Genomic DNA, 23,531 nt, shown 5'->3' with positions numbered 1-23,531 from the left:
CATGTCTACCCCTGAAGATATCAGTCAAAATAAACCTTTGCTTTGGTTGATGGCAGCAGCATGCGGTTTATGTGCAGGTGTGAATTATTATTGTCAGCCTCTAATTCACTCTATTCAGCAAGAGTTTGCTGTAACTCAAGCACAAGCCGCTTTAACAGTGACATTTGCTCAGGTGTCTTATGCCCTCGGTTTACTCTTTATTGTCCCGTTGGGTGATATTGTCAATAAAGCCAAAGCTATTCCGTTTTTGATGGTGCTTTGCGCAGTTGGTCTATTTACATCTGCTTTTGCTGTGAACTTACCCATGTTGTGGATTGGTACAATTTTAGCGGGATTATTTTCTGTTGCTGCCCAAGTCCTCATCCCACTTGCCACAATGACCGTAAAACCCGAGAAAACTGGCGAGATCATTGGTTTTTTAATGAGTGGCTTATTGGTCGGAATTTTACTCTCTACCAGTTTAGCTGGCTTATTTTCCAACCTTTTCCACTGGAAAGTAGTGTATGTCGTCAGCGGCGTATTAATGCTTCTGTTGGCATTTACCTTAAAAAGTCGCTTACCTTATGTCTTGCGTATGAAAATGAACTATGGACAAATATTTGTTTCCATGGCTCAACTCTTAAAAGAGGAAAAGCGACTATTATTAAGAGCGCTTACAGGTGCTTTCGCCTTTGCCGCAGTAAGTATTTTGTATTCCACCATCGCCTTACTTTTGACTTCGGCACATCATTTGCCCGATCTAATTATCGGACTGGTCCCACTAGTCGGTATCTTTGGGGCATTATCAACACGCTATATTGGTAAATATGCCGACCAAGGCTACACACGATTACTCACTTGGATGGGTTGTGGACTGTTTTTGGTGAGCTGGCTTTGTTTCTATTTCGGACAAACCCTCCTTTCTAGTTATGTTATTGGCTTTGCTTTAATTCAATTAGCACTCGCACTCGTTCATACCAGCAACCAGAGCATTATTTTCCGTTTACGTCCAGATGCTAAATCTCGTATTAATGCCATCTATATGACAACTTATTTTATTGGAGGAGCTGGTGGCTCTGCCTTAGGGATTTTTGCTTGGAATCATGGCGGGTGGACTATGACATGTGTTGCAGGTGTAGCTCTTGTTCTGCTTTGTATTTTATTTAGTGTCATTGATGCTTTCTTACAAAAAAAGCAGCTCGCTCACTCATAAAGTAAATTGTTATAAATCATCTTTCTATATTCAACATAAGGGTGGTTATAAATTACTCGGTTAAATGCCACTGTCGATTCAGGGCTAAACCCCGTATAATGCTGCCCTTTCATTAATTTAGCGACTTTTGGGTCTATTGGCTATGCAATCACTTCAATCGTTACAACCTCGTATTTCTGTCGCACCTATGATGGACTGGACTACAAAGGACTACCGATTCTTTGCACGCTTGTTTAACCCAAACGTTGTGCTATACACCGAAATGGTGACTACAGGCGCGATTTTATTTGGCGATGCAAAACGTCATTTAGACTATAACGCTCAAGAACACCCAATCGTATTACAACTTGGCGGTTCAAACCCACAAGAGCTTGCCACTTGCACAAAAATGGCTGAAGACTGGGGCTACGACGAAGTCAACCTGAATGTAGGCTGCCCAAGTGACCGTGTACAGAACAATAAAATCGGTGCATGTTTAATGGCAGAACCAGACTTGGTTGCTGAGTGCATTCATACCATGCAAAAGGCAGTGAGTATTCCCGTAACGGTAAAGCACCGTATCGGTATTGATGACATGCAATCTTACGAAGAAATGCTACATTTCGTAGATACTGTCGCTGCAACAGGTTGTACGTATTTCGTTGTGCATGCCCGTATTGCTATTTTGAAAGGTTTGTCTCCAAAAGAAAATCGAGAAGTTCCTCCTTTACGCTACGAAGATGTATACCGCTTAAAGCAAGAACGTCCGCACCTAACCATTGAAATTAACGGCGGAATTAAAACTTTTGCCGAAACTCAAGCTCATTTACAACATGTTGATGGTGTCATGATTGGCCGTGAAGCCTACCATAACCCTTACCTACTTGCTGAGCTCGGCCAACTTTGGAATTTAGAAGCACCAGATCGATTCAATATTATGGAACAAATGCTGCCTTATATTGAGCAACGCATGGCTGAAAGTGCTCCCCTTTCAATCATTACACGTCATATTTTAGGTTTATTCCAAAACTTACCGGGTGCTCGTAAATGGCGTCAGGCGCTAAGTGGCGGAAACGCAAAAACTTTAGCTGATGTTGAAAATGCAATTCAGAACATGCGAGCAGCTATGATTCGCACTGAAGAGTATGTAAAAGAGCAGCAGGTTTAAGTTGACAACGACTTCTTAAATTGTAAGAAAATGTGGCATTTTAAATCAGAGACTTAGATTTTGAGTATATTCACAAATGTTGGAACAAAATATTCAAATTTAAGCTCTGATTAGTTATTTATTTACAATGATATCAATAATTTAAATTTCACTATTTTTGACCACCTCTTTTACTAAGTAGCTTTTCGCTCCAAGGCAGACACCTCTGGAAAAAAGATACGTTATTACATAACATACACAAAACTTTTAAGATACGCCTATTAGTATCTCTGAACGCCACAGGTAGGTGGTGATTTTTTTAATATGGATATGGGTAGCACGGTAGAGATTTCACGATGATTATTTATGACGGACAAGTAGCTGATAATTACATGTATCAGGATTCAAATCAGGCAGCCATTGTTGTATCGCACAGCGCACCAAGCCTTCCTTATCCTTTCACCATGAAACCCAATAATCATCAAACTCAAACTTCAACCAACCCACCGATCGATGTAGAAAAGTTTGTAGAAAAATTAGAAAGCGTTACTTCTAGACGCAGTAAAGCTAGATGCGCACGTAGTATCCGTCTTGCACTCGAATCTGCTGGTGCTAATGTTGAAAACCACCCAATCGCAGCTTCAGATTGGGGCGACACTCTCAAAAAGATTGGCTATAAACAAATTGATCCAGCCTTCGACGAACCTCAAGAAGGTGACATTTACATCATTCACAGAACCCGCAACCATGTTTATGGACACATCGCAGGATATACTGGAAGTGAATGGGTCTCTGACTTCAAACAAAATAGCTATGACGTCTATAAAGATGACAGCGTAACTTATACTTACTATAGATTAGGGTAATCTACCTAAGAACTAGATGTTCAATTGCTTTAATTGTTTCAAACAACTGATCAAACGAGTGTTTTAAACCCAGCTTGGCTTCTTTTTTGCTTTATTTTCATATTGTAATTATCAAAAATAATGATGGAACTTTATGAAAAGAATACTGCTGAGCTTTTGCTTACTGACATCGTTTAACATGACTTATGCTGCCTCTGATACAAACATTATAGAGGTTTTTAAAAAAGTACCCGAAAAACGGATTTACCAACCTCAATATTTATTAAAAGGGACGACTCCTCAAGCTCGAATCCATGTGATACGAAAACAATATTTAAATGGAATATTAGACTGTCCTTCTGTGATTTATCACGACAAGAAGAAAATTCTATCTTTGCACTCATTTGAAGAGGCGACATTTTTTCTAGAGCCAGATCGTTACTATATTCGCTATGAGATTAACAATAGTGGTTGTATCAATTTGGAATTTTACCAACTTAAGCGCCCCAAAATGGACATCCTATCTCAGGAACGCCAATTAAAAGGTGAAACGGAATATACATTTTCTATTAGTGAACATATTGGGCCACAATAATTATTTCAGCTCACACTTCCAGCAGATGGTAGATCTGCTCAACATAAGGTTGAATCAGATCACTCTGGTTAGTTCTGTAAGCTAAAACCACTTCAGATAAAAGATTCCTATTTTCTAGAGGAATCAACTTTACATTTTGGGGTAATATTTGCTCAAACTCTTGGGGAACAATGCTAATACCCAAATTTGCAGCAACTAACTGTAATTGGTTTAGCTTACGTGATTGGATCGTCGCTGCTTTAGGCCAGAAGCCAGCCCCTATACACAAGTTTGAAACTAAATAACTCAAACCTCCCCGCTTAGGATGTGGAGTCGAAACAAAATATTCATCTTTTAAATCTTTTATCTGGATACTTTGTGTTTCTTTAAATTTAGGGTGATCAATATAAACAGCTGCAAATAATGGCTGCTCATATAGTTTCAAGGTCGTTATTTCTTCAAGGCTATGCAGAACTGGTGGTCTAATCAAACCAATATCAATTTCCCCATTCAGTAAAGCCAAAATCTGTTGCTCAGATGACAAGGTATTTATCTCAAAATTTATTTCTTGCGTTAAGCTAATTTCTTTTAATATCTGAACCTTTTTATCATCCATAATAATACTGCTCGAATGAGCAATTTTAATCTGACGATTTTTTCCTTCTGCAATATTCTTAGAAACTCCAATGATCTCATTTAAATAATGCATATTATCTTTAATTTTTTTATAGAAGACCTCTCCTGCCGCCGTGAGTTTTACTTTCTTATCAGTACGATCAAATAGCTGAAAATCAATTTCTTCCTCTAATAACTTCATTTGCCGACTTAAAGCAGACTGAGCAATGAATAGTTTCTCTGAAGCAGCAGTAAAACTCCCTTCTTCAACAATTTTTATAAAATATTGAAATTGTTTTAATGTGAGCATAACCATCTCAAAATTAGATTATTAGGTCTATTTTCTATATTAGATTAGATAGATAGCCTTCGCTAGAATTTTATCAAGACCATTCAATTGATTGAATTATTCATGAAGTATTTAAAAGGGTTTGTCATTTTCACCGTTGTTGTTCTAATTTTATGGTGCTTTAAATTTTATGATCAGCAGTTACCCACACACCCCCAGCAAGACAACATAGGGCTGTATGATTAATAGTTTCTCTCAAAAATAAAAAGGCATGCACTCACATAAGCACATGCCTTTTCAATATTTAAATTAGGCTTTCTTTAAATCAAGCTTTTTCAAAACTTCAGCCACAGCAATCATAGCAAAGCTTGAAGTCACCACTACCGCTGACCCATAGCCACCACAACGTAAGCCCGCTGATGGGCAAACATCTGCACTAGAAAATGGATTATCGATTGAGTAAATACAGGTAATACCAAATTTCTCCTTTGGCTTTTTACAGATGCCGCGAGCACGAAGTTGACTCCGTAGCTTCGCTAACATCGGATCTTGTTCTGTTTTTGATAAATCAGCTACGCGGATTTTAAGGGGATCAAGCTTACCACCTGCTCCGCCTGAAACAATCAAAGGAATTTTATTAAAACGGCAATGAAGCATCAAAGCCAATTTTGCTTTAACGTCATCAATGCAGTCCAAGATAATATCAGGTACAGGATTTAAAAGTTCTGTGACATTTTCTGGTGTTAAAAAGTCATCAATAATATTAACTTTAATACGTGGGTTAATTTGGCGACAACGCTCCGCCATAATCTCAACTTTTTCACAACCTAGAGTTGATGTCATGGCAGGTAGCTGACGGTTTACATTTGATGCTGCAACCACATCCATATCGACTAATGTAATCTCACCAATACCTGTGCGTGCTAAAGCTTCTACCGCCCAACTGCCGACACCACCAATACCAATCACCATCACATGACTTTTTTCATAGTGCTGGAACGATGAATCACCATAAACTTTGGCTACACCTGCAAAACGGCGGTCATATTCATCTTGTTGGAGATCGGTCATTGCTACTCTTTGGGGATATAAAACACGGGAGGTATTTTACCTCAATCAATTGGTATCGCATATCTTTTACGATATTATGAGTGGGAAAAGCTCCTTAGAACTTATTAATAATGAATCAAGAATTTAATCAAAAAATTATCTTATGTATTCCTGGTATTTGGGAAAATCATCAAGCTCTATTACATGCCCTACTTGTTAATGAAACTGGATATATTTATGCGGGCTCAATTATTAAATCTTTAACAAACGAATATTACGCTGAAGTTGAAGAATATGGAAATGATCCAAATGTCAGTGAGGTTTTTAGATCATTTAGTCTAGGTCGTTTTTCTGAAAGCGAATTAAAAAAAATTGAACAACATAATATGGTTATTTATATTGTTTGTGATGGCGGATCAATAGAGTTAGCACAACAAGCTCTGTTATTAGGTCAGGCCCTCATGAAAGCAGGTGGCTTAGCAATTAAAGTTGAGACTTCGGGTCTTACACACCTTAAAAGCGATTGGCTTAGCTATAACGCTGAAAATATATTAGATCTATTTAAAGCCTTTATCCCTATTATTTCTGATGATAATTTACTCTACTCTTGTGGAATGCAGCAATTCGGCAAACCAGATGGATGTATAAACCAAAAAGTAGATCAAGCATCCTATATTTTGAATAACTTCTTGTTATATCTTCTTATAGAAAACCCAGAGTTATTAGAAAATCAAACTTTTTCGGCTGATGAAGAATCAGAACTACTAAAGCTTTCCCTAAAAGCATCTAGCGATTTTTTTGATGTAGATTCACTATATTTTAATCCATTCGATGTTTGGGTACTGACGTCATCATTTAGCTGGAAGAAATTATTTAAATTTAGTTAGATTTTCATAAGAAGAAACCCCATATTTTACGGGGTTTCTTTTTTAACTAACCAGCAATCAAATTCCGAAGTACATAATGCAAAATACCACCTGCCTTAAAGTACTCAACCTCATTTAACGTATCAATTCGGCACAATACATTAAAGTGGCTGGCGACTCCATTCGGCCCTTTTACATCAACTTCAAGAATTTGATGAGGCTGAACGCCATCAGACAAACCTCGAATTGATATCACCTCATGACCAGTTAAGTTGAGAGATTGTCGAGTTTGACCATCAACAAACTGTAATGGCAACACGCCCATACCCACCAAGTTTGAACGGTGAATACGTTCAAAACTTTCGGCAATGACAGCTTTAACACCTAGCAAATTCGTTCCTTTGGCAGCCCAGTCACGTGAAGAACCTGTTCCGTATTCTTTACCAGCAATAATCACAAGTGGTGTATGTTCTTGTTGGTAAAGCATTGCCGCATCATAAATAGCTAGCTTTTCACCACTTGGCACATGAATGGTATTACCGCCTTCTTCGCCACCCAACATTTCGTTTTTAATACGAATGTTGGCAAAGGTCCCGCGCATCATGACTTCATGATTACCACGTCGAGAACCATAGGAGTTAAAGTCTTTTGGCTCAACGCCTTGCTCTTGTAAATATCGACCTGCCGGACTGTCTTTTTTGATATTACCTGCTGGTGAAATGTGGTCAGTCGTTACTGAGTCACCAAGCACTGCCAAGATATTTGCTTGTTCAATATTTTTAATTGGTTTTGGTGGTTCACCAATGCCTTCAAAGAATGGCGGATGACGGATATAAGTCGAATCATCAGCCCATTCATAAGTTTTACTTTTTGGAATCTGGATAGATTGCCAGCTTTCATCACCATCAAACACCGCAGCATATTCTTTATGGAACATCTCTGTATTTACTTTGTGTAAGACAGCATCAATCTCTGCCTGACTTGGCCAGATATCTTTTAAATAGACAGGTTGTCCATCTTTACCTTGCCCAATAGGTTGCGTAGTCAAATCGGTACGAATATTACCAACTAAACCATATGCCACTACCAAAGGTGGCGAAGCAAGCCAGTTTGTTTTAACTAATGGATGTACGCGTCCTTCAAAGTTACGGTTACCAGAAAGTACTGATGCAACATTCAAGTCATGGCATTGAATTGCATCTTCCACTGGCTCCGGTAGTGGACCTGAGTTACCAATACAAGTTGTACAACCATATCCCACCAAGTTATAGCCCAACTCATCTAAATACGGCGTAAGTCCAGCAGCCAGCAAATATTCAGTCACGACTTTAGAACCTGGTGCAAGAGAGCTTTTCACCCACGGTTTACGCTGCAAACCTTTTTCAATCGCTTTTTTAGCAAGTAAACCTGCTGCTAGCATTACACTTGGGTTAGAAGTATTGGTACAAGAGGTGATTGCCGAAATAACAACATCACCATGATTTAATGGATAAGTTTTTCCTTCAATCACGCAAGAAGGACTTTCATGTTGGATATTTGCTTTTTTTGCCTCGACAGCAGTACCGCCACCACCTTCATTTTCTAAACGCTCTTTAGCTTCTTTGGCTGGTTTTAAAGTTAACTCCATCAGCGCATTAAAGGTTTTCGGCACCTCTGATAAAAGCACTCGATCTTGTGGACGTTTTGGGCCAGCTAGACTTGCCTGAACAGTACTCATATCAAGGCTTAAAGTATCGGTGAAAACAGGTTCATCACCCGCATTACGCCATAAACCTTGCGCTTTGCTATACGCTTCGACTAGTTCAATACGATCACTTTGACGGCCAGTTAATTTCAAATAACCCAAAGTCACTTCATCAATCGGGAAGAAACCACAAGTCGCACCATACTCTGGTGCCATGTTGGCAATGGTCGCTCGGTCAGCCAGTGGCAAATCGGCTAAACCATCTCCATAGAACTCTACAAATTTCCCCACCACTCCTTTTTGACGGAGCATTTGAGTAATGGTCAACACCAAGTCAGTTGCAGTAATTCCTTCTGGTAGTTTTCCTGTCAATTTAAAACCAATGACTTCAGGAATCAGCATAGAAATGGGTTGACCTAACATAGCCGCTTCGGCCTCAATCCCCCCTACACCCCAACCTAAAACACCTAAACCATTAATCATGGTGGTATGTGAGTCTGTACCAACTAAGGTGTCAGGGAAAGCAAAAGTCTGACCATTATCTTCGCCTAGCCACACCGCTTGAGCCAAATATTCTAAATTAACCTGATGACAAATTCCCGTACCCGGTGGCACTACACTAAAGTTATTAAATGCAGACTGTCCCCAACGTAAAAATTGATATCGCTCACCATTACGCTGCATCTCGATTTGTACGTTTTCTTCGAAAGCTTGATCATCGGCAAAATAGTCGACCATGACAGAGTGATCAATGACTAAGTCTACAGGAGATAAGGGATTAATTTTTTCAGGGTCGCCACCCGCTTGCGCCATCGCTGCTCGCATTGCAGCTAAATCAACCACTGCAGGCACACCCGTAAAATCTTGCATTAAAACCCGTGCAGGTCGATATTGAATTTCTTGATCTGAGGTGCGGGTTTTTAGCCATTCTGCTAAAGCATGGATGTGTTCCGTTTTAACGCTATGCTGATCTTCAAACCGTAATAAGTTTTCCAATAATACTTTTAAAGATTTCGGCAGTTTGGCAATATCCCCTAGCGTTTTCTCTGCTTGGGCTAAGCTAAAAATCTGATAATTGCTGGAACCTACTGTTAGCGTCTGTAAAGCATTAAAACTATTGATATTGCTATACTTAGCCATTGGGTTATCCTCCCACGTCTGGCAATGTTATTTTTCACGTTTTTACATGTTGTTTTCTTACTTTAAGCTTCTTTTTTAATCGCTGTGTTTTGTTTTAGTTACTATTTCTAATCTTTGATTTTTATTACGATAATTTCAATGCAGTAAGAGAGTTTTTCCACAGCAACTTAGCCAAATCTGGCTCTGGCATATTTAAATTTTCAGCCAGACTTTGTAAAACATAGGGCAAATTAACAGGAGTATTACGAGTCCGCTGTTCTGTTGAGGTTTGACAGCAAAGCGGTGTCATATCTGGACAATCTGTTTCAATCACCAAGTGCTCTGCACCTATAGCCTGCACAACCGTATGAAGTTTTTTTGCATTTGGATTGGTAATCTGCCCCGTCACACCAATTTTAAAACCAAGCTTAATAAGACCCTTTGCCTCTTCTACTCCACCACTAAAGGCATGAGCAATTCCGCCAAATTTAAATTTTTGAGCTTTTAATATAGCAAGCACATCACCGTGCGCTTTTCGAATGTGGAGTAACACTGGTTTTTGGTATTGGGTTGCAAGCTCTAACTGAGCTGCAAAATATTGTTTTTGCTTTGCATATACATCTGGCTGCTTATGTTCTTTCAAGAAAGTATCTAAGCCAATTTCACCTACAGCCACGCAGTTTTCTTGCTGCAAGATATGTTCAAGATGAACCAAATGCTCTGGTTGATGCTGTTCAATATAAAACGGGTGTAAGCCTGGTGCTAAATAAGAAGTAGGCACATTTTCCCAACTTTTTAGCTGATGATGAGTCTGCACCAACTCATCAAAACGTGACTGCACAAACCCAATTAAGACTAATGCATCAACTCCAGCTTTTTTAGCATTAAATGCTAACTGCTGCCGATCTTCATCAAAATCGGCAACATCGAAATGGGTATGGGTATCAAACAAATGCATTAGCCAGCACTTTTTGCAACTGGTGCCGAAGCAGGTTTGGCTTTAGGCTGTGGCAAATACTCTTCTTTCAACACATCTTGCAATTGGTCATAAGGAATGACTAATCGAGGGAGTCCAACCACGTATGGTCCAATTTCATATTCACCGTATTGAAGGATTAAACCTTGCTCACCCAATAAGAAGTTATTAGATAATTTAAACGGCCATGCTTGTTCATAGTCAGCAACATTATCAGCCAATTTAGAGTCCGTCACCCATGTCTTAAAGGCTTCATGGGCTAACTTCTCTAAAGCTGCTTTTTGCTGAGGACGTAATAAATCTTCAAGCTTAATTTGCTTTTGCTCTTTTAAATCAAAATTATAATAATGCTGTGCAGCAGAGCCATGAGCCCCTCCTAAATAGCTACTACTATTAAGCACTACAGTTACAACTTTACCTTGAGCCTGCAAAATCTTAGGTTTAACTAAAAGATTAATCTGATGATTACTACTTAAAGCTTTTAACTCATTATCTAGATCAATAAATGAATTTGCATAGCGTTGCACCTGTGCATCAAAGCTATTTTTTTGCTCTGCACCCACTACCGCTGAAGCTTCTGACTTTTGTTCCGTTTGCGTGCCCTTAGCATCAGGTTCAGCAATTTCTAAAATTTGATTTAGTGTACTTAAGATTTGTTGATCTATAATTTTGTCAATAAAAGGAAAATTACTCTGTAAGCGCTCTACCGTAAATTCTGGACAAGTTTTACCATCACAATCAGGTAAAACCACCTTACTAGGAATTGTTTCACCCTTCAAAGTCAACTCTACTGGCTTTTGTTCTTGAACAGTTGATTTCTGCTGCTCTTGAGAATCCTTAGGATCAGCTTTAGGTTGGCATGCTGCCAGAAATATAGCAGAAGCAAGCAAAGTTAATCGCAGTGAAGCTTTAGAAGATAACATCATATTTTGCCTTTTATTCTAAGGAGATTACGCTATACCTTTCTAAGAAATTAGCGCATATAAATAGAGGTTGCAAATTCTGCTACCATCTTAAAACATTTGTTCATAAACCTCGGGTTGTAATATTTTTTTGGTCTGTTCTTTAGATAAATAAATATCGAGCTGTGGCGCTTCTTTAGTAATCTGGTTGGCCTGATAATGTAAACCAACGCCTTCACCATCAAAGAACCAATCTGCCTGCCCCCAATATAAAGTTTTTGGTGCTTCTTTCTTTATGTCAGCAGTCTGCTTTTTTAACCAGTCTTGATAGGCCACCTGCACCATTTGATGCACAGTAGTTTGTTGATCTTTTTGTAAAACATCTAACAAAGTTAAGCTCTTATGCTGTTTTCGGTCGGCCACAAAAAAGTAATAACGGTCTTTAATCGTGAGCTCTTCCTGCTTGGTATCAAGTCCTAATTGCAATAAAATATATTGGTTACGCTGCGATGCAATACGTGTATGAAGATGCAATTCATAGGCCCGATTCTTTGAATATTTATCTTGCCATTCATCAGACTTTTTAACATAAGCATTAATGGCTTGCTGCAAACTTAAGTCTTTTTTCAAATCAATTTGGTCTTGGATCACTTTAGCCTGACTTTTCGCGATCCATTCATTTAGCCATGCATCTTGAGTCTTTATCGTTTGAATATCGACATCAATACAATTTTTCTTCTCACAAAATGGCAAAGCATAATCAGCTTTTACTTGTTGTAAGTTTAGAAATGGGAGTACTTCAGCTTTCTCTATATTTTGATTTTGGGTAGAAGCTGATTTCATTTGAGAAGATGATGAAGGTTGAAAGCTTTTCCAGACAAAAAGGCAAATAGCTAAAAGTAATATGATTACCGCAACTAAAAGTGCAATAATTGTCTTTCTATTCAAATTCATTTCATCATCCTTTCTTATTTTTCAAAACAAAACAGCTTCTGTTCGAAGCTGTCTGTCAAATCTTAAAGATTAGTGTTCACGCGTGTTACGGAACTGAATATCAGGCCAACGCTCTTGCATAATCTGCAAGTTGACACGACTTGGTGCAAGATAAGTTAAGTGACCGCCACCATCGATAGAAAGCTGATCATGTGCTTTTTTCTTAAATTCATTGAGAATCTTGTCATCATCACAATGAATCCAACGAACCGTATTAACACTTACAGGCTCATACACGCAGTCAACTTTATATTCTTCTTTCAGACGGTAAGCAACAACGTCAAACTGAAGCACACCCACTGCACCCACAATCAAATCATTGCTAATTTGTGGCATAAATACCTGAGTTGCGCCTTCTTCAGACAACTCTTTCAAACCTTTTTGCAATTGTTTTGACTTTAATGGATCTTTCAAACGCACACGACGGAACATCTCTGGTGCGAAGTGAGGAATACCTGTGAAATGTAGATTTTCACCACTTGTGAAAGTATCACCAATTTGAATTGTGCCGTGGTTATGCAAACCAATAATATCACCTGGCCACGCTTCTTCTAGATGTTCACGCTCACCCGCAAGGAATGTCAATGCATCACTAATACGAACATCTTTACCAATACGTACATGATTCATCTTCAAACCTTTTTCATATTTACCTGAGCAAATACGCATAAAGGCAATACGGTCACGGTGTTTCGGATCCATGTTTGCTTGAATCTTAAAGACGAAACCAGAAAAACCTTCTTCTTTAGCATCGACAACACGCTCTTGTGTTGGATGCGCTTTAGGTTCTGGTGCCCAATTCATAAATGCGTCTAACACGTGGTCAACACCAAAGTTACCTAATGCTGTACCAAATAGAACTGGAGTTTGTTTACCTTGTAAAAATAATTCGCGGTCCAAAGGCTCATTCGCCATTTGTACGAGCTCAAGTGACTCTTCAAAAGACGCCCAAGCCAGCTCACCTACTTTTTCACGGATATCTGCATGGTCATAGCCATCGCGTACTTCAATATCTGTAATAGTTGAACCAAAACCTGCTTTGTAGACATACAATTTGTTTTCAAGAATGTTGTATACACCAGCAAAATCACGCCCCATCCCTAATGGCCATGTAATAGGTACACAGCGGATATTAAGGACATTCTCAATTTCATCAAGCAACTCAAGTGGTTCACGAATCTCACGGTCCATTTTGTTTACAAATGAAATGATCGGAGTGTCACGCATACGACAAACTTCCATCAATTTGATGGTACGTTCTTCGACACCTTTTGCACCATCAATCACCATTAATGCAGAGTCAACTGCAGTTAGGGTACGATAAGTATCTTCAGAGAAGTCTTCATGTCCCGGTGTATCAAGTAAGTTAATGGTGTGACCTTTATAAGGAAACTGCATAACAGAAGTGGTAATCGAAATTCCACGCTCTTTTTCCATTTCCATCCAGTCAGATGTAGCTGCGCGGTCAGATTTACGGCTTTTTACCATCCCTGCAACCTGAATTGCTTTACCCCATAACAGTAATTTCTCTGTCATGGTCGTTTTACCGGCATCGGGGTGGGAAATGATGGCAAAGGTTCTACGAACCTTTACCTGATTAGCTAATTCATCTTTAAACATGAGAAAAATCTACAATATGTACACAGTTATGTACACATTTCTAAATATGTACTAAAACTGAAAAAGTGGGAATTCAAAATTGGCGTAATTGTAGCAGATTTAGAGTTATATAGGCATAGTTGGTAATCCAGTGGCTTGGGGAATTGAGCCATCGTTTGGGCACCTACGGAGCCACTTAGTTTTATAAACTCAATCTATACCTTTGCTTCGGACTTTTCGGCTTATTTGGGATTGTACGCTCAATCAAATGTGCTTCTATAGCAGGATTCAAGTAATTCTTTTGGAACGTTGCTCGATGAGTTAATCCAACCAATTGCATCAATTCAGCCAAAGTGTAGTCTTCTTGCATCATTGCCGAAATTAAACGTTGTACTTGATCGCTCACTTGTACGCCAGCTTGAGCGGTAGCATGATCGTTAGCTTGAGCGGTCTCATTTGAACTCAGGATTGCATCTAAAATCATCTGTAAGATGAATTCTATAAAAGGGGCTGAATCAGTACGAACTGTACTTACTTGCAATGCTTCGTAATAAGCTTTTTGATTTTGGTAAATCAGGCTTTCAACGGGAATATTTGCAAAGATTGGATTCCATCTGTTTAATATTAAAGTTTGCCATAGCCTTCCCATTCGGCCATTACCATCTGCAAATGGATGGATAAACTCAAACTCATAGTGGAAGACTGAGCTTTGAATCAGTGGATATATATCGCTGTCATTCAACCAATCAAGTAAATCAGCCATCAAACGGTTAATCTAATTCGCAGGTGGAGCCATATGCACCACTCGATCACCTGACATCACACCGACACCACCATGACGATATTGACCAACCTCATCAATCAAGCCTGTCATTAAAATTTGGTGCGCTTGTAATAGGTCTTTTTCTTGGCTTGGTTGCCACTGCTGAAAGGCTTCATAGGCTTTAATGGCATTACGCACTTCCTGTACTTCTTTTGGAGGTGCAATCACTGTCTTACCATTTAAGATCGCCGTGATCTGCTCGGTACTTAGAGTGTTCCCTTCAATCGCAAGTGAGCCTTGAATGGTACGGATACGATTAGCTTTGCGTAGTTTCAGACTATTTTGGATTTCCTCTAAAACAGTCAAGCGCCCTATATTTTCACTAATCTCCGCAACCAGATGAATGATTTTTGAGGTAATAGTATAAGGCGGTTGGTATTTCATTATTAGTTTACTCAACTAAACTGTATTAGTTCTGACTTAATCTAAAACTATTTTTAAACCAGCACATTCAATTAACTTATAAATAAATTATAGAAATATTATCTCTAAATTTTTAAGCCAATCTCTTGAAAAAAAGTATTCATATTGATACAGCGAATACCAAGATCATTAGCAATATCAGGAACTTTTGGGCTTTGTGAAGGTTGATTTTTATTTAAACTAATATTTTTCGTTTCACTTGTTACAATCACTAAATTATCTTTCTTTGCAATTGCGATCAACCATCCATCTGCTATTTTTTCATGTGTCCAACTTTTGTCATTTGTTAAGGCTTTCTCACTATAACAGTCATGAGTTGCAATATGTTGGATAACTTCAGCCCATAAATCAGCATAATCTTTGTATTTACAAGATGCTCCTGTAAAGTTTTCTTCAAGCCATTTTTTAAAACTTTCATCTTGATAATGTTCATTAACAACAATATCTGGAAGTACCACTTGTGAATTGATGATGACTTTAATTTTCTCCCAAAAACTTGGAAAAAAATCAAATTGATAATATCTTTCATAAAAATTGATATAAATATTAGTGTCCAATAAATACTTAGTCATTGCCACCTCTATTCATCAAAATTTTATATCCTTTAAAACCGACACCTACAATATTAAATGCATCTGTATATGAAATACGATCATGATTTACTGCATTCATTACATATTTGAAAAATCTATTATCAACTCTAAATCTAATATTATTAGTATAACTTCCACCATTAGATTCATTCGGTAAAAAACGTTCAAGGTTTTCCTTTAGGTCTCTAGTACGATTCAGGTATTCTTCACGTGTAATCTTATTTAAGTCTAATAGTCTTCTTACAATTACAAATTCACTGACTTTAAATTTTCTAGCTAAAAAATTACTATCGGTTGAATTAAGCTGTAAGAAAATCTCTTGAGGAACTAAAATTTCTGCTGTTACTTTATTTATAAATGCTTCAGTTCGATCAAATTGGTAATCGCCAGCCTCTACAATGTTAAATATTTCTTCAGTACCTACAAAAATATGCACTAACTCATGCACTAATGTAAAGAGTTGACCATTCTTAGTATCTTTCTGATTAATAAAAATTATAGGTGCTTTATGGTCAAGTAATACAAACCCTCGAAATTCTTTCACACTTAGAGGACGATGTGTATTGTCTTTCACTTTACCATTAAAAAAAACAAATACGCCTATACCATTAATCTTATCACGTAGATAATTTAATGGATTATCCGCTTGATTATGGAAAAACAAAGGAATTTCTAGCTTATTACGTATTTGTTTAGCTACCTCTAGAAAATTGGAATCAATAGAGAATTGACCCACAAAATCTAAAGTTTCAGTAATTTCATTCTTCAAAAATTCCTGTTTGACCTCCATTTCTGCAATGGTATCTCTTAACTCTTCACTTGCTTCATCGATTGAATCTGACTCAAGTGTCCTGAAGTCCAATCGTTTGATGTCAATATCAATAGTTTTATTCAGTAATAAAAGACCTGTCGGAACATTAATTTTTTTTGCTATTTCAGATAACTGATTAAAAGTTGGCTGCTTTTCTCCACTTAAAAATTGATCTAAATTATTAATTTTTGTTCTTAAAACACTCAAAGAAATTTGGGCATTTTGAACATAATAATTCAATGTGTTAGTGTCGATACGCATTGACATTACATTCCCTCCTCTATGCCCATTTGACCTTGTCTTATGCTAACATAAATTAACTGTGCAATACTGTCTATAAACATTCATAACAGCACGGCACAATTTGACGTGAAATTTTAATAAGAATTATTTTGAAGCTTTCTTTTTTGTCCGCGTATAAATATGCTTCGCCAATCGCTTAGCGACTTTTTTGCGTAATTCTTCCGTACTCATTACTTTATTACAAACTTCCTCATTTCCTGCAAGTCGCGTAAGGAAAAGGTCTATTAACTTTCCAGATAAATACTCTGTAAAACTGTCTAGAGAATTTGCGTTCACCGCTTGTACTATCTCTTCATTTTCAATAGCTGCTTGTTCAACCTGATCAAAGAACAATTGATCAGCTACCGTAAAATCAGTACCAAATGCCTCATTCAATTCATCAATCAGATGCGATACAGTATCCGTAGATTCTGCCTGCCCTGTTCCAACATCCGTTGAACCTTTTAAAGCATTCGCTTCACCATGCCCCAAATCAATACTATTTTCACTTAACTTTTGCAATCGATAGAATTGGAGTTCAACAATTTTGGATAAATCAACTTCATTTTCCTTAGAGCCTTTAGGCAATTTTTGCAACAATGCTTTTAAATAGGCATAGCGTTGCTCATGCTCTGAGTCTGTAAAGTCCATGATTTGTGAGACAAATAGATATAGATTTAAATAGCTTTGCAATTGGCTCTTAAATAACTTTTGTTGCTCTTGTTGATGTACAAGGTCATCAGGATGAATTTTCTTATATTTATCAACAGCACGATCAATAATACTATTCAACTGCTTATGTTCATGCCCTGTTAGCTTGCTTCTATCCTTAAACCAAATATTGGCAAACTCATTTAAATCAACTTCAAAGTAAAACTTCCATTGATCCAATGTATGACCAAGCTCATTTAACTTTTGCTCATTTGGAATATCACCAAGTTTGGTCAGCTCGTAGAATGGCTTAAATGCTTTATAAATATCTTCATGGGTATTCACAAAGTCCAATACAAAAGTATCTTCTTTACCATAAGCACAACGGTTCAAACGCGATAAGGTTTGTACTGCTTGGATTCCAGATAACTTCTTATCTACAAACATGGTGTGTAGTAAAGGCTGATCAAAGCCTGTTTGGTATTTTTCAGCAACCAAGAGTACTTGATAATCATCTGTATCAAATTGATCAGGTAATTCAGTTTCTTTAAAACCATTCATTTTAGGTTCTGTATATTCAGTACCATCAACCTCTAGTTTTCCAGAGAAAGCCACTAAAGACTTTATTCCTGTATATTTTTTTTCTTTAATGTATTCATCAAATGCAAGTTTATAACGTACCGCTTGCTCACGAGAATTGGTAACAACCATAGCTTTGGCACGACCACCAATTCGATGCATCGTCACAGTTCTAAAATGCTCGACAATGATTTCTACTTTCTGAGCGATCACACTTGGATGCATGGAAACAAAACGAGCCATTAAAGCTTTGGTTTTATTTTTTGCAAGTTCTGGATCATTGTCAGCGATTTTGATTAATTTAAAGTACTGTTCATAAGTCGTGTAGTTTGCCAATACATCTAAAATGAAGCCTTCCTGAATTGCCTGTTTCATACTGTAATGATGAAACGGAGCTTCGCCGTTATCACCTGCTTCATCAAAGCAAGCGAGCGTTTTCCATTTCGGTGTAGCGGTAAAGGCAAAGAAACTTAAATTAGGTTGGCGACTACGTTTTGACGCTTCTGCAAATAAATGCTTTTTCACGTCATCAGTGAGTTCGCTTTCATCCTCATCGCCATCATCTAAAAACTCTTGAGCAATTGCAGATTCAATCCCATCTTTATTTAGAATCTGCTTCAGTTGCTGTGCTGTCTCCCCACCTTGCGAGCTATGAGCTTCATCGACAATAACAGCGAAGTTCTTGCCTTCTGTACTCAAATCAACCTTAATTCCCTTTTTCGCTTGGGTACGAATAGATTGCATGATGTAGGGAAATTTTTGAATTGTGGTAATAATGATAGGTACATTCGAAGCTAAGGCATTGGTGAGCTGTAGGGTATTCTCATCAATCTTTTGTACCACACCATCTTTATGCTCAAACTGTGCAATGGTTTCTTGTAACTGACGATCAAGTACAATACGGTCAGTAATCACAATAATAGAATTAAAAATTTTCTGATCATCTGCATTGTGCATGGATGCCAATTGATGTGCGAGCCAAGCAATGGTGTTTGATTTGCCTGAACCTGCTGAATGCTGAATTAAGTAGTTATGACCTGAACCATTGGCTTTACTGTGTTTTGTGAGTTTACGCACAGCATCTAATTGGTGGTAACGTGGGAAAATCATGGTTTCTTTTTCGATATATCGAAAACCATTCTCAGTTTTAATTTTTTTGCTTTCTACACTCAAATGCATGTAGCGCGCAAAAATTTCCATAAAGCTATGACGCGCTAAAGTTTCAGTCCACAGATAATGCGTGCGTACATCACCTTCTACAGGTGGATTACCCTTACCATTTAAATAACCTTTGTTGAAGGGTAGAAAAAACGTATTGTCTCCATCCAACTTCGTGGTCATATACACTTCACAAGTATCCACGGCAAAATGAACTAAGGTACGTTTTTTAAATTCAAATAAACGTCCTTTGGCATTGCGATCTTTTTTAAATTGAATTTTGGCATCTTCCACATTCCAGCCTGATGCTGAAAACTCATTTTTAAGTTCAAGCGTGATCAATGGAATACCATTGAGTGAAAGCACCATATCTGGGATTTCATTAAATTCTGTATGGAGCTGACGTGTACATTTAAGTACATTTGCATCATATTGTTCTTGAGTGGTTTTATTGATGCTGGTATTGGGTGCAAAATATGCCATTTTGATTTTTTTACCGAAGCATTTAAAGCCTTGGCGTAAAACCGATAATGCGCCTTCAGTATCTAAGGCATGTGCTAAATCATTAACAATACGATTTGCTGTTTCTTCTTTACATGAGTTATAGATTTTTTCCCAAGTCTTGGGTTGTGTTGCTTGAATAAAGGCAACGACATCTTTGGGAAATAAAGCAATTCTTGGGTCATAATCTTTTGGGTTACCTTTTACATAACCGCCATCCGTTGTTAAACTTTGTTCAATAGCTTGTTCAAAATAATATTCGCTATGCATGGCATTTCCCCAAAAAAAATATGACCCAATGTTTTTTAGTTTACTTTAAGATTTCGAACATCGATTTTCCCTGTCACCACTTGGGTGATTAGAGTCGAGCGATATTCTTTTAACTTATTAATGGTTTGTTCAACTGATTTTTTAACCGCTGAAATTTCATTAAGCTCTTTATCCAAAAATTCAACAATTTCATTTTGATCATTTAGACTTGGCACAATGATTTTCAAACATTTCGTTTTTTCCTGATTAATAATGCCTAAAGTTGAAGCACTAGATAATAATTTGACTATATCTCTCAAAGAATTTAATTGATACATCAAATACTTAGCATTAACATCTTCGATAGGAATCAAAGAGTTAATTTGCTGATTGGTTGTACAATCAACATTAGTAATCGCGACTTTTCCTAAAGTAGCGCCAATACCAATCATCATAATCGATCCTTTCGGCATTGGTTTTACGACTTTATCTTCTAATGCTAATGCGCTAATCTTTTTAACTGATTCATTTAAAATATAATTTTCATCTGTAAAATCAGCAGGTCCATACCAAACAATATCATCACTACTATAATATTCAGGCACAGCACTAGGAGGAGTAGACCCCGTTTGAATTTTAGTAATAACAAACTTTAATTGTTTTACATCCCAAGATTTAGGTATTTGCTTAAACCAACTAATACCACTCTCTTTCATCTCCACATCAGGATTTAAACCCTTAGTCACCGCATGAGAAATCAAAGCCACACGTTGTTCAGCCAATTTTTCCAATAGAGTTTCTTGCTTAGCGATTAAAGCATCAACTTGGGCAAGGCGTTTATCTAAAAAATCTGCAATAACTTTTTGCTCGTTAAATGGTATTTGTGGAATATAAATTTTTTTAAGATGATCTGTATTAAATCTATAAACTTTTGTGCCCGTAGCATATTTACGCAGATAACCAGAAAATGCTTTTGATAAATAATACAGATACTTGCCTAACTGTTCTTCCTGATTAACTTTTAGTAAAAACTGTTCACCACCTATTAGACCAATATCTTGACGGGCATAAAAACATGAATGACCTAAATCCTCTATCGTTTCCGAAGTTGAGATAAGAACCGTATCACCATACATTGCGATTTGACTCAACTTATAAAACTCTTCATTTACATAAGAAGAAAAAGTATTATTTATTTCATCTACTTTATAAGTTTTACCATATTGCAATGCTACGTATTGCCCCTCTTCTAATAAATCAGCTTTAGAAAATCCTGTATTACCTCTAACAATTTCACAACCTTGATCTAATCGTACAATAGCCCAATGGCTAGGGATTTCCCCTAACCATTGCACGCCACTATCCTTATAACTTTCGTAACGTGGTAACTGACTCATGCAGACAAACCTCCTAACATCTGCATAATCTCCTGCTCAAGCTGAACAATCTCAGACTTAATCTCCTCTAAAGGACGTGGTGGCTCATATACGTAGAAATGACGGTTAATTGGAATTTCATAACCGACTTTAGTTTTACTATAGTCAATCCACGCATCAGCCACATGCGGTAAAACTTCCGCTTTTAAATAAGCTTCGCAATGCGCTGTAACCAATGGCAATAACTTAGACAAGTCAGGCTCTTTGTCATAATTCACAGGCAAAGGTAAAGTCAAATTGTCAGGGAATGAAACAAGTTCCGTATCACGCAATTGCGTATCTGGTTCAATATTCCCTTTGCTGTCTTTACACACATCCGCAGTTTGGTCACGTTCAGACAATGCTTCCAAAATCGCTTTCTTCACAGGTGCGCCAAGCTTAAAGGTTAATCCTTTTAAAATTGGATCAAGTACTTTTAAGAATGCATCACGGTTCTTCCAGACTTGATCAGAAATTTTTTCAGTAAGAACCTCTTTAATCGCGTCCTGTTGTAAACGACCTGCTTGCTCTTCTTTCGAGATTTCAGCAGTATCTTTTACTTTCTTACTCTTGGCTAAGCTTGCAAAGGCAGATTGATCATCCAACAAAGCAATACGGTCAGCAGAAATTTTAAAGTTTAAACGTAAAGGACGTTCTACAGTCAGCTTCAAATAACCAAAATCTTGATTATTGAAAATCTTCGAACACACCTTCGCTTCACCAGCTTTGGTTTGAATCAATGCACTCGTGTCTTGATCTTTAAATTTCGAATAAAACTTAGTCAGTTCAGCAATATGATCTTTAGACAATTCATGACGCTTGTTGCCTAAGCTCTTCGCCATTTTCTGATAATGTGCTGTACCATCTATCAACTGCACTTTGCCTTTACGCTGTTCAGATTTTTTGTTCGAAATAATCCAGATATAAGTATAAATACCTGTGTTATAGAACATCTGATCAGGTAAAGCGATAATCGCTTCAAGCCAATCATTTTCGATAATCCAACGACGAATATTACTTTCACCACTGCCTGCATCACCTGTAAATAATGGTGAACCATTAAATACTACGGCAATACGTGAACCTTCCCCACCATTTTCAGGCGAAGGCTTCATTTTAGAAATCATGTGTTGAGCGAACAACAATGATCCATCATTGATACGTGGCAAGCCTGCACCAAAGCGACCTGAAAAGCCCTGTTTCTCTTCCTCATCAATAAATTCTTTTTGGTTTTTCCATTCCACACCAAAAGGAGGATTTGAGAACATATAGTGGAAGTCTTTATCTGCATGACCATCACGCGGAACATAACCATCTTTTTCCTTGGCATTTTTCACACCAAGCGTATCGCCATACACAATGTTTTCAGCAGGTTCATCTTTAATCAATAAGTCAGAACAACAGATAGCATATGATTCAGGATTGTACTCCTGTCCATACATATCAAGGCTAATCTTGTCATTGTATTTCTTGAGAAATTTTTCAGACTCAGACAACATCCCGCCCGTACCCGCCGTTGGGTCATAAATACTACGATGTACCCCTGCCTTAACAAGCTCATCCTGATCTTCTTCAAAGATTAAGTTCACCATCAACTCAATCACTTCACGAGGCGTAAAGTGATCCCCTGCTTCCTCATTTGCCTGTTCATTAAACTTACGTACTAACTCTTCAAATAGGTAGCCCATTTGTAGATTACTCACGCTACTAGGCGCAAGGCTTAAACCTGATTCAACCAAACCATTACGGAACTCTTGGAAGACTTTATATAAACGGTTTGCATCATCAAGTTTTTCAATTTCTTTAGCAAATTCAAACTTGGCAAAGATATCCTTCGCTTTAGGTGAAAAACCATCAATGTATTTTGTTAAATTTGCCGTAAATTGATCTGGATCATCCAACAGTTTTTGTAGATTAAAACCACTGATGTTATAAAGATTTTGCTTACGATCTTTATCCGCAATTTGGCTCAACTGCTTTTGTAAAAAGACATTCGGGGTTTTATCTTGCAAATTCGCCACAGCTTTTTCATAGCATGCTTTCATTTCATCTGCATAAGGTGCAAGAATCGCATCAAAACGCCCTAATACAATTAATGGCAACATCACACGACGGTACTGCGGTGGGCGGTAAGGTCCACGAATAATATTGGCAATACTCCAAACTAGTCCAACAAGTTTAGAATGCTGTGGGTGTTGATTTACTTCATTTGTCAT

General features: G+C 37.6%; 18 protein-coding genes and 1 pseudogene. 6 read left to right on the top strand and 13 right to left on the bottom strand.

The window, feature by feature from the left end; genetic code table 11:
* Position 1 precedes the first annotated feature (1 nt).
* The 4 genes from ACO6UW_RS03450 (at position 2) to ACO6UW_RS03435 (ending at position 3,758) form a co-directional block, all read left to right on the top strand.
* Entirely contained in the window at positions 2-1,192 is a 1,191-nt protein-coding gene (locus ACO6UW_RS03450; protein ID WP_065388020.1) for an MFS transporter, read from the top strand.
* Between the two features lie 142 nt (positions 1,193-1,334).
* Positions 1,335-2,339 (top strand): tRNA dihydrouridine(20/20a) synthase DusA, encoded by a 1,005-nt coding sequence (gene dusA / locus ACO6UW_RS03445; RefSeq protein WP_348891887.1) that lies wholly within the window; start codon positions 1,335-1,337, stop codon positions 2,337-2,339.
* 335 nt (positions 2,340-2,674) lie between these two features.
* Positions 2,675-3,184, top strand: a complete 510-nt coding sequence (locus ACO6UW_RS03440) for a hypothetical protein (protein WP_014208378.1) — start codon at positions 2,675-2,677, stop codon at positions 3,182-3,184.
* Between the two features lie 178 nt (positions 3,185-3,362).
* On the top strand, positions 3,363-3,758 hold the full coding sequence (locus ACO6UW_RS03435) for a hypothetical protein (RefSeq protein ID WP_081293449.1): 396 nt from the start codon (positions 3,363-3,365) through the stop codon (positions 3,756-3,758).
* A 10-nt stretch (positions 3,759-3,768) separates the two neighbouring features.
* On the opposite strand, the gene ACO6UW_RS03430 is transcribed toward ACO6UW_RS03435, so the two are convergent.
* Positions 3,769-4,668 carry a LysR family transcriptional regulator gene (locus tag ACO6UW_RS03430; RefSeq protein ID WP_081293447.1) on the bottom strand — a complete coding sequence of 300 codons (900 nt, stop codon included), beginning with the start codon at positions 4,666-4,668 and terminating at the stop codon, positions 3,769-3,771.
* A 96-nt stretch (positions 4,669-4,764) separates the two neighbouring features.
* Here ACO6UW_RS03430 and ACO6UW_RS03425 point away from each other — a divergent pair, with 96 nt between their 5' ends.
* Positions 4,765-4,887, top strand: a complete 123-nt coding sequence (locus tag ACO6UW_RS03425; protein ID WP_080749933.1) for a hypothetical protein — start codon at positions 4,765-4,767, stop codon at positions 4,885-4,887.
* A 63-nt stretch (positions 4,888-4,950) separates the two neighbouring features.
* On the opposite strand, the gene ACO6UW_RS03420 is transcribed toward ACO6UW_RS03425, so the two are convergent.
* Positions 4,951-5,712, bottom strand: a complete 762-nt coding sequence (locus ACO6UW_RS03420) for a tRNA threonylcarbamoyladenosine dehydratase (RefSeq protein ID WP_039764299.1) — start codon at positions 5,710-5,712, stop codon at positions 4,951-4,953.
* A gap of 110 nt (positions 5,713-5,822) precedes the next feature.
* Here ACO6UW_RS03420 and ACO6UW_RS03415 point away from each other — a divergent pair, with 110 nt between their 5' ends.
* On the top strand, positions 5,823-6,578 hold the full coding sequence (locus ACO6UW_RS03415) for a DUF4261 domain-containing protein (RefSeq protein ID WP_017399906.1): 756 nt from the start codon (positions 5,823-5,825) through the stop codon (positions 6,576-6,578).
* A gap of 46 nt (positions 6,579-6,624) precedes the next feature.
* Here the strand turns inward: ACO6UW_RS03415 and acnA are convergent, their stop codons facing one another.
* The 11 genes and pseudogenes from acnA to ACO6UW_RS03360 form a co-directional block, all read right to left on the bottom strand.
* Positions 6,625-9,381 carry an aconitate hydratase AcnA gene (acnA, locus tag ACO6UW_RS03410; RefSeq protein WP_065388175.1) on the bottom strand — a complete coding sequence of 919 codons (2,757 nt, stop codon included), beginning with the start codon at positions 9,379-9,381 and terminating at the stop codon, positions 6,625-6,627.
* 124 nt (positions 9,382-9,505) lie between these two features.
* Complete coding sequence (locus ACO6UW_RS03405; RefSeq protein WP_065388176.1) at positions 9,506-10,318, bottom strand: TatD family hydrolase; 813 nt, start codon at positions 10,316-10,318, stop codon at positions 9,506-9,508.
* Positions 10,318-11,259, bottom strand: a complete 942-nt coding sequence (locus ACO6UW_RS03400) for an RsiV family protein (protein ID WP_057077006.1) — start codon at positions 11,257-11,259, stop codon at positions 10,318-10,320. Before ACO6UW_RS03400 ends, ACO6UW_RS03405 begins: the two co-directional genes overlap by 1 nt.
* A gap of 90 nt (positions 11,260-11,349) precedes the next feature.
* Positions 11,350-12,192, bottom strand: coding sequence for a hypothetical protein (locus ACO6UW_RS03395; protein WP_057077005.1), 843 nt, complete (start codon positions 12,190-12,192; stop codon positions 11,350-11,352).
* A 69-nt stretch (positions 12,193-12,261) separates the two neighbouring features.
* A complete protein-coding gene (locus ACO6UW_RS03390) occupies positions 12,262-13,851 on the bottom strand; it encodes a peptide chain release factor 3 (RefSeq protein WP_348891886.1) in 1,590 nt (529 codons plus the stop codon).
* Between the two features lie 181 nt (positions 13,852-14,032).
* Positions 14,033-15,037: pseudogene (locus tag ACO6UW_RS03385) on the bottom strand (Fic family protein).
* Between the two features lie 104 nt (positions 15,038-15,141).
* A complete protein-coding gene (locus tag ACO6UW_RS03380; RefSeq protein WP_002050938.1) occupies positions 15,142-15,648 on the bottom strand; it encodes a DUF4411 family protein in 507 nt (168 codons plus the stop codon).
* Positions 15,641-16,747, bottom strand: a complete 1,107-nt coding sequence (locus ACO6UW_RS03375) for an ImmA/IrrE family metallo-endopeptidase (protein WP_002050997.1) — start codon at positions 16,745-16,747, stop codon at positions 15,641-15,643. Before ACO6UW_RS03375 ends, ACO6UW_RS03380 begins: the two co-directional genes overlap by 8 nt.
* A gap of 120 nt (positions 16,748-16,867) precedes the next feature.
* Complete coding sequence (locus ACO6UW_RS03370) at positions 16,868-19,921, bottom strand: type I restriction endonuclease subunit R (RefSeq protein WP_097355198.1); 3,054 nt, start codon at positions 19,919-19,921, stop codon at positions 16,868-16,870.
* A gap of 35 nt (positions 19,922-19,956) precedes the next feature.
* On the bottom strand, positions 19,957-21,297 hold the full coding sequence (locus ACO6UW_RS03365) for a restriction endonuclease subunit S (protein ID WP_042077254.1): 1,341 nt from the start codon (positions 21,295-21,297) through the stop codon (positions 19,957-19,959).
* Positions 21,294-23,531: a type I restriction-modification system subunit M gene (locus ACO6UW_RS03360; protein WP_002050996.1), complete on the bottom strand. Its 2,238-nt coding sequence runs from the start codon at positions 23,529-23,531 to the stop codon at positions 21,294-21,296. The genes ACO6UW_RS03365 and ACO6UW_RS03360 overlap by 4 nt, the downstream gene beginning before the upstream one ends.

This window comes from Acinetobacter sp. JADD-222, from assembly GCF_049310645.1.
This window is presented reverse-complemented; position numbering and strand designations above follow the sequence as displayed.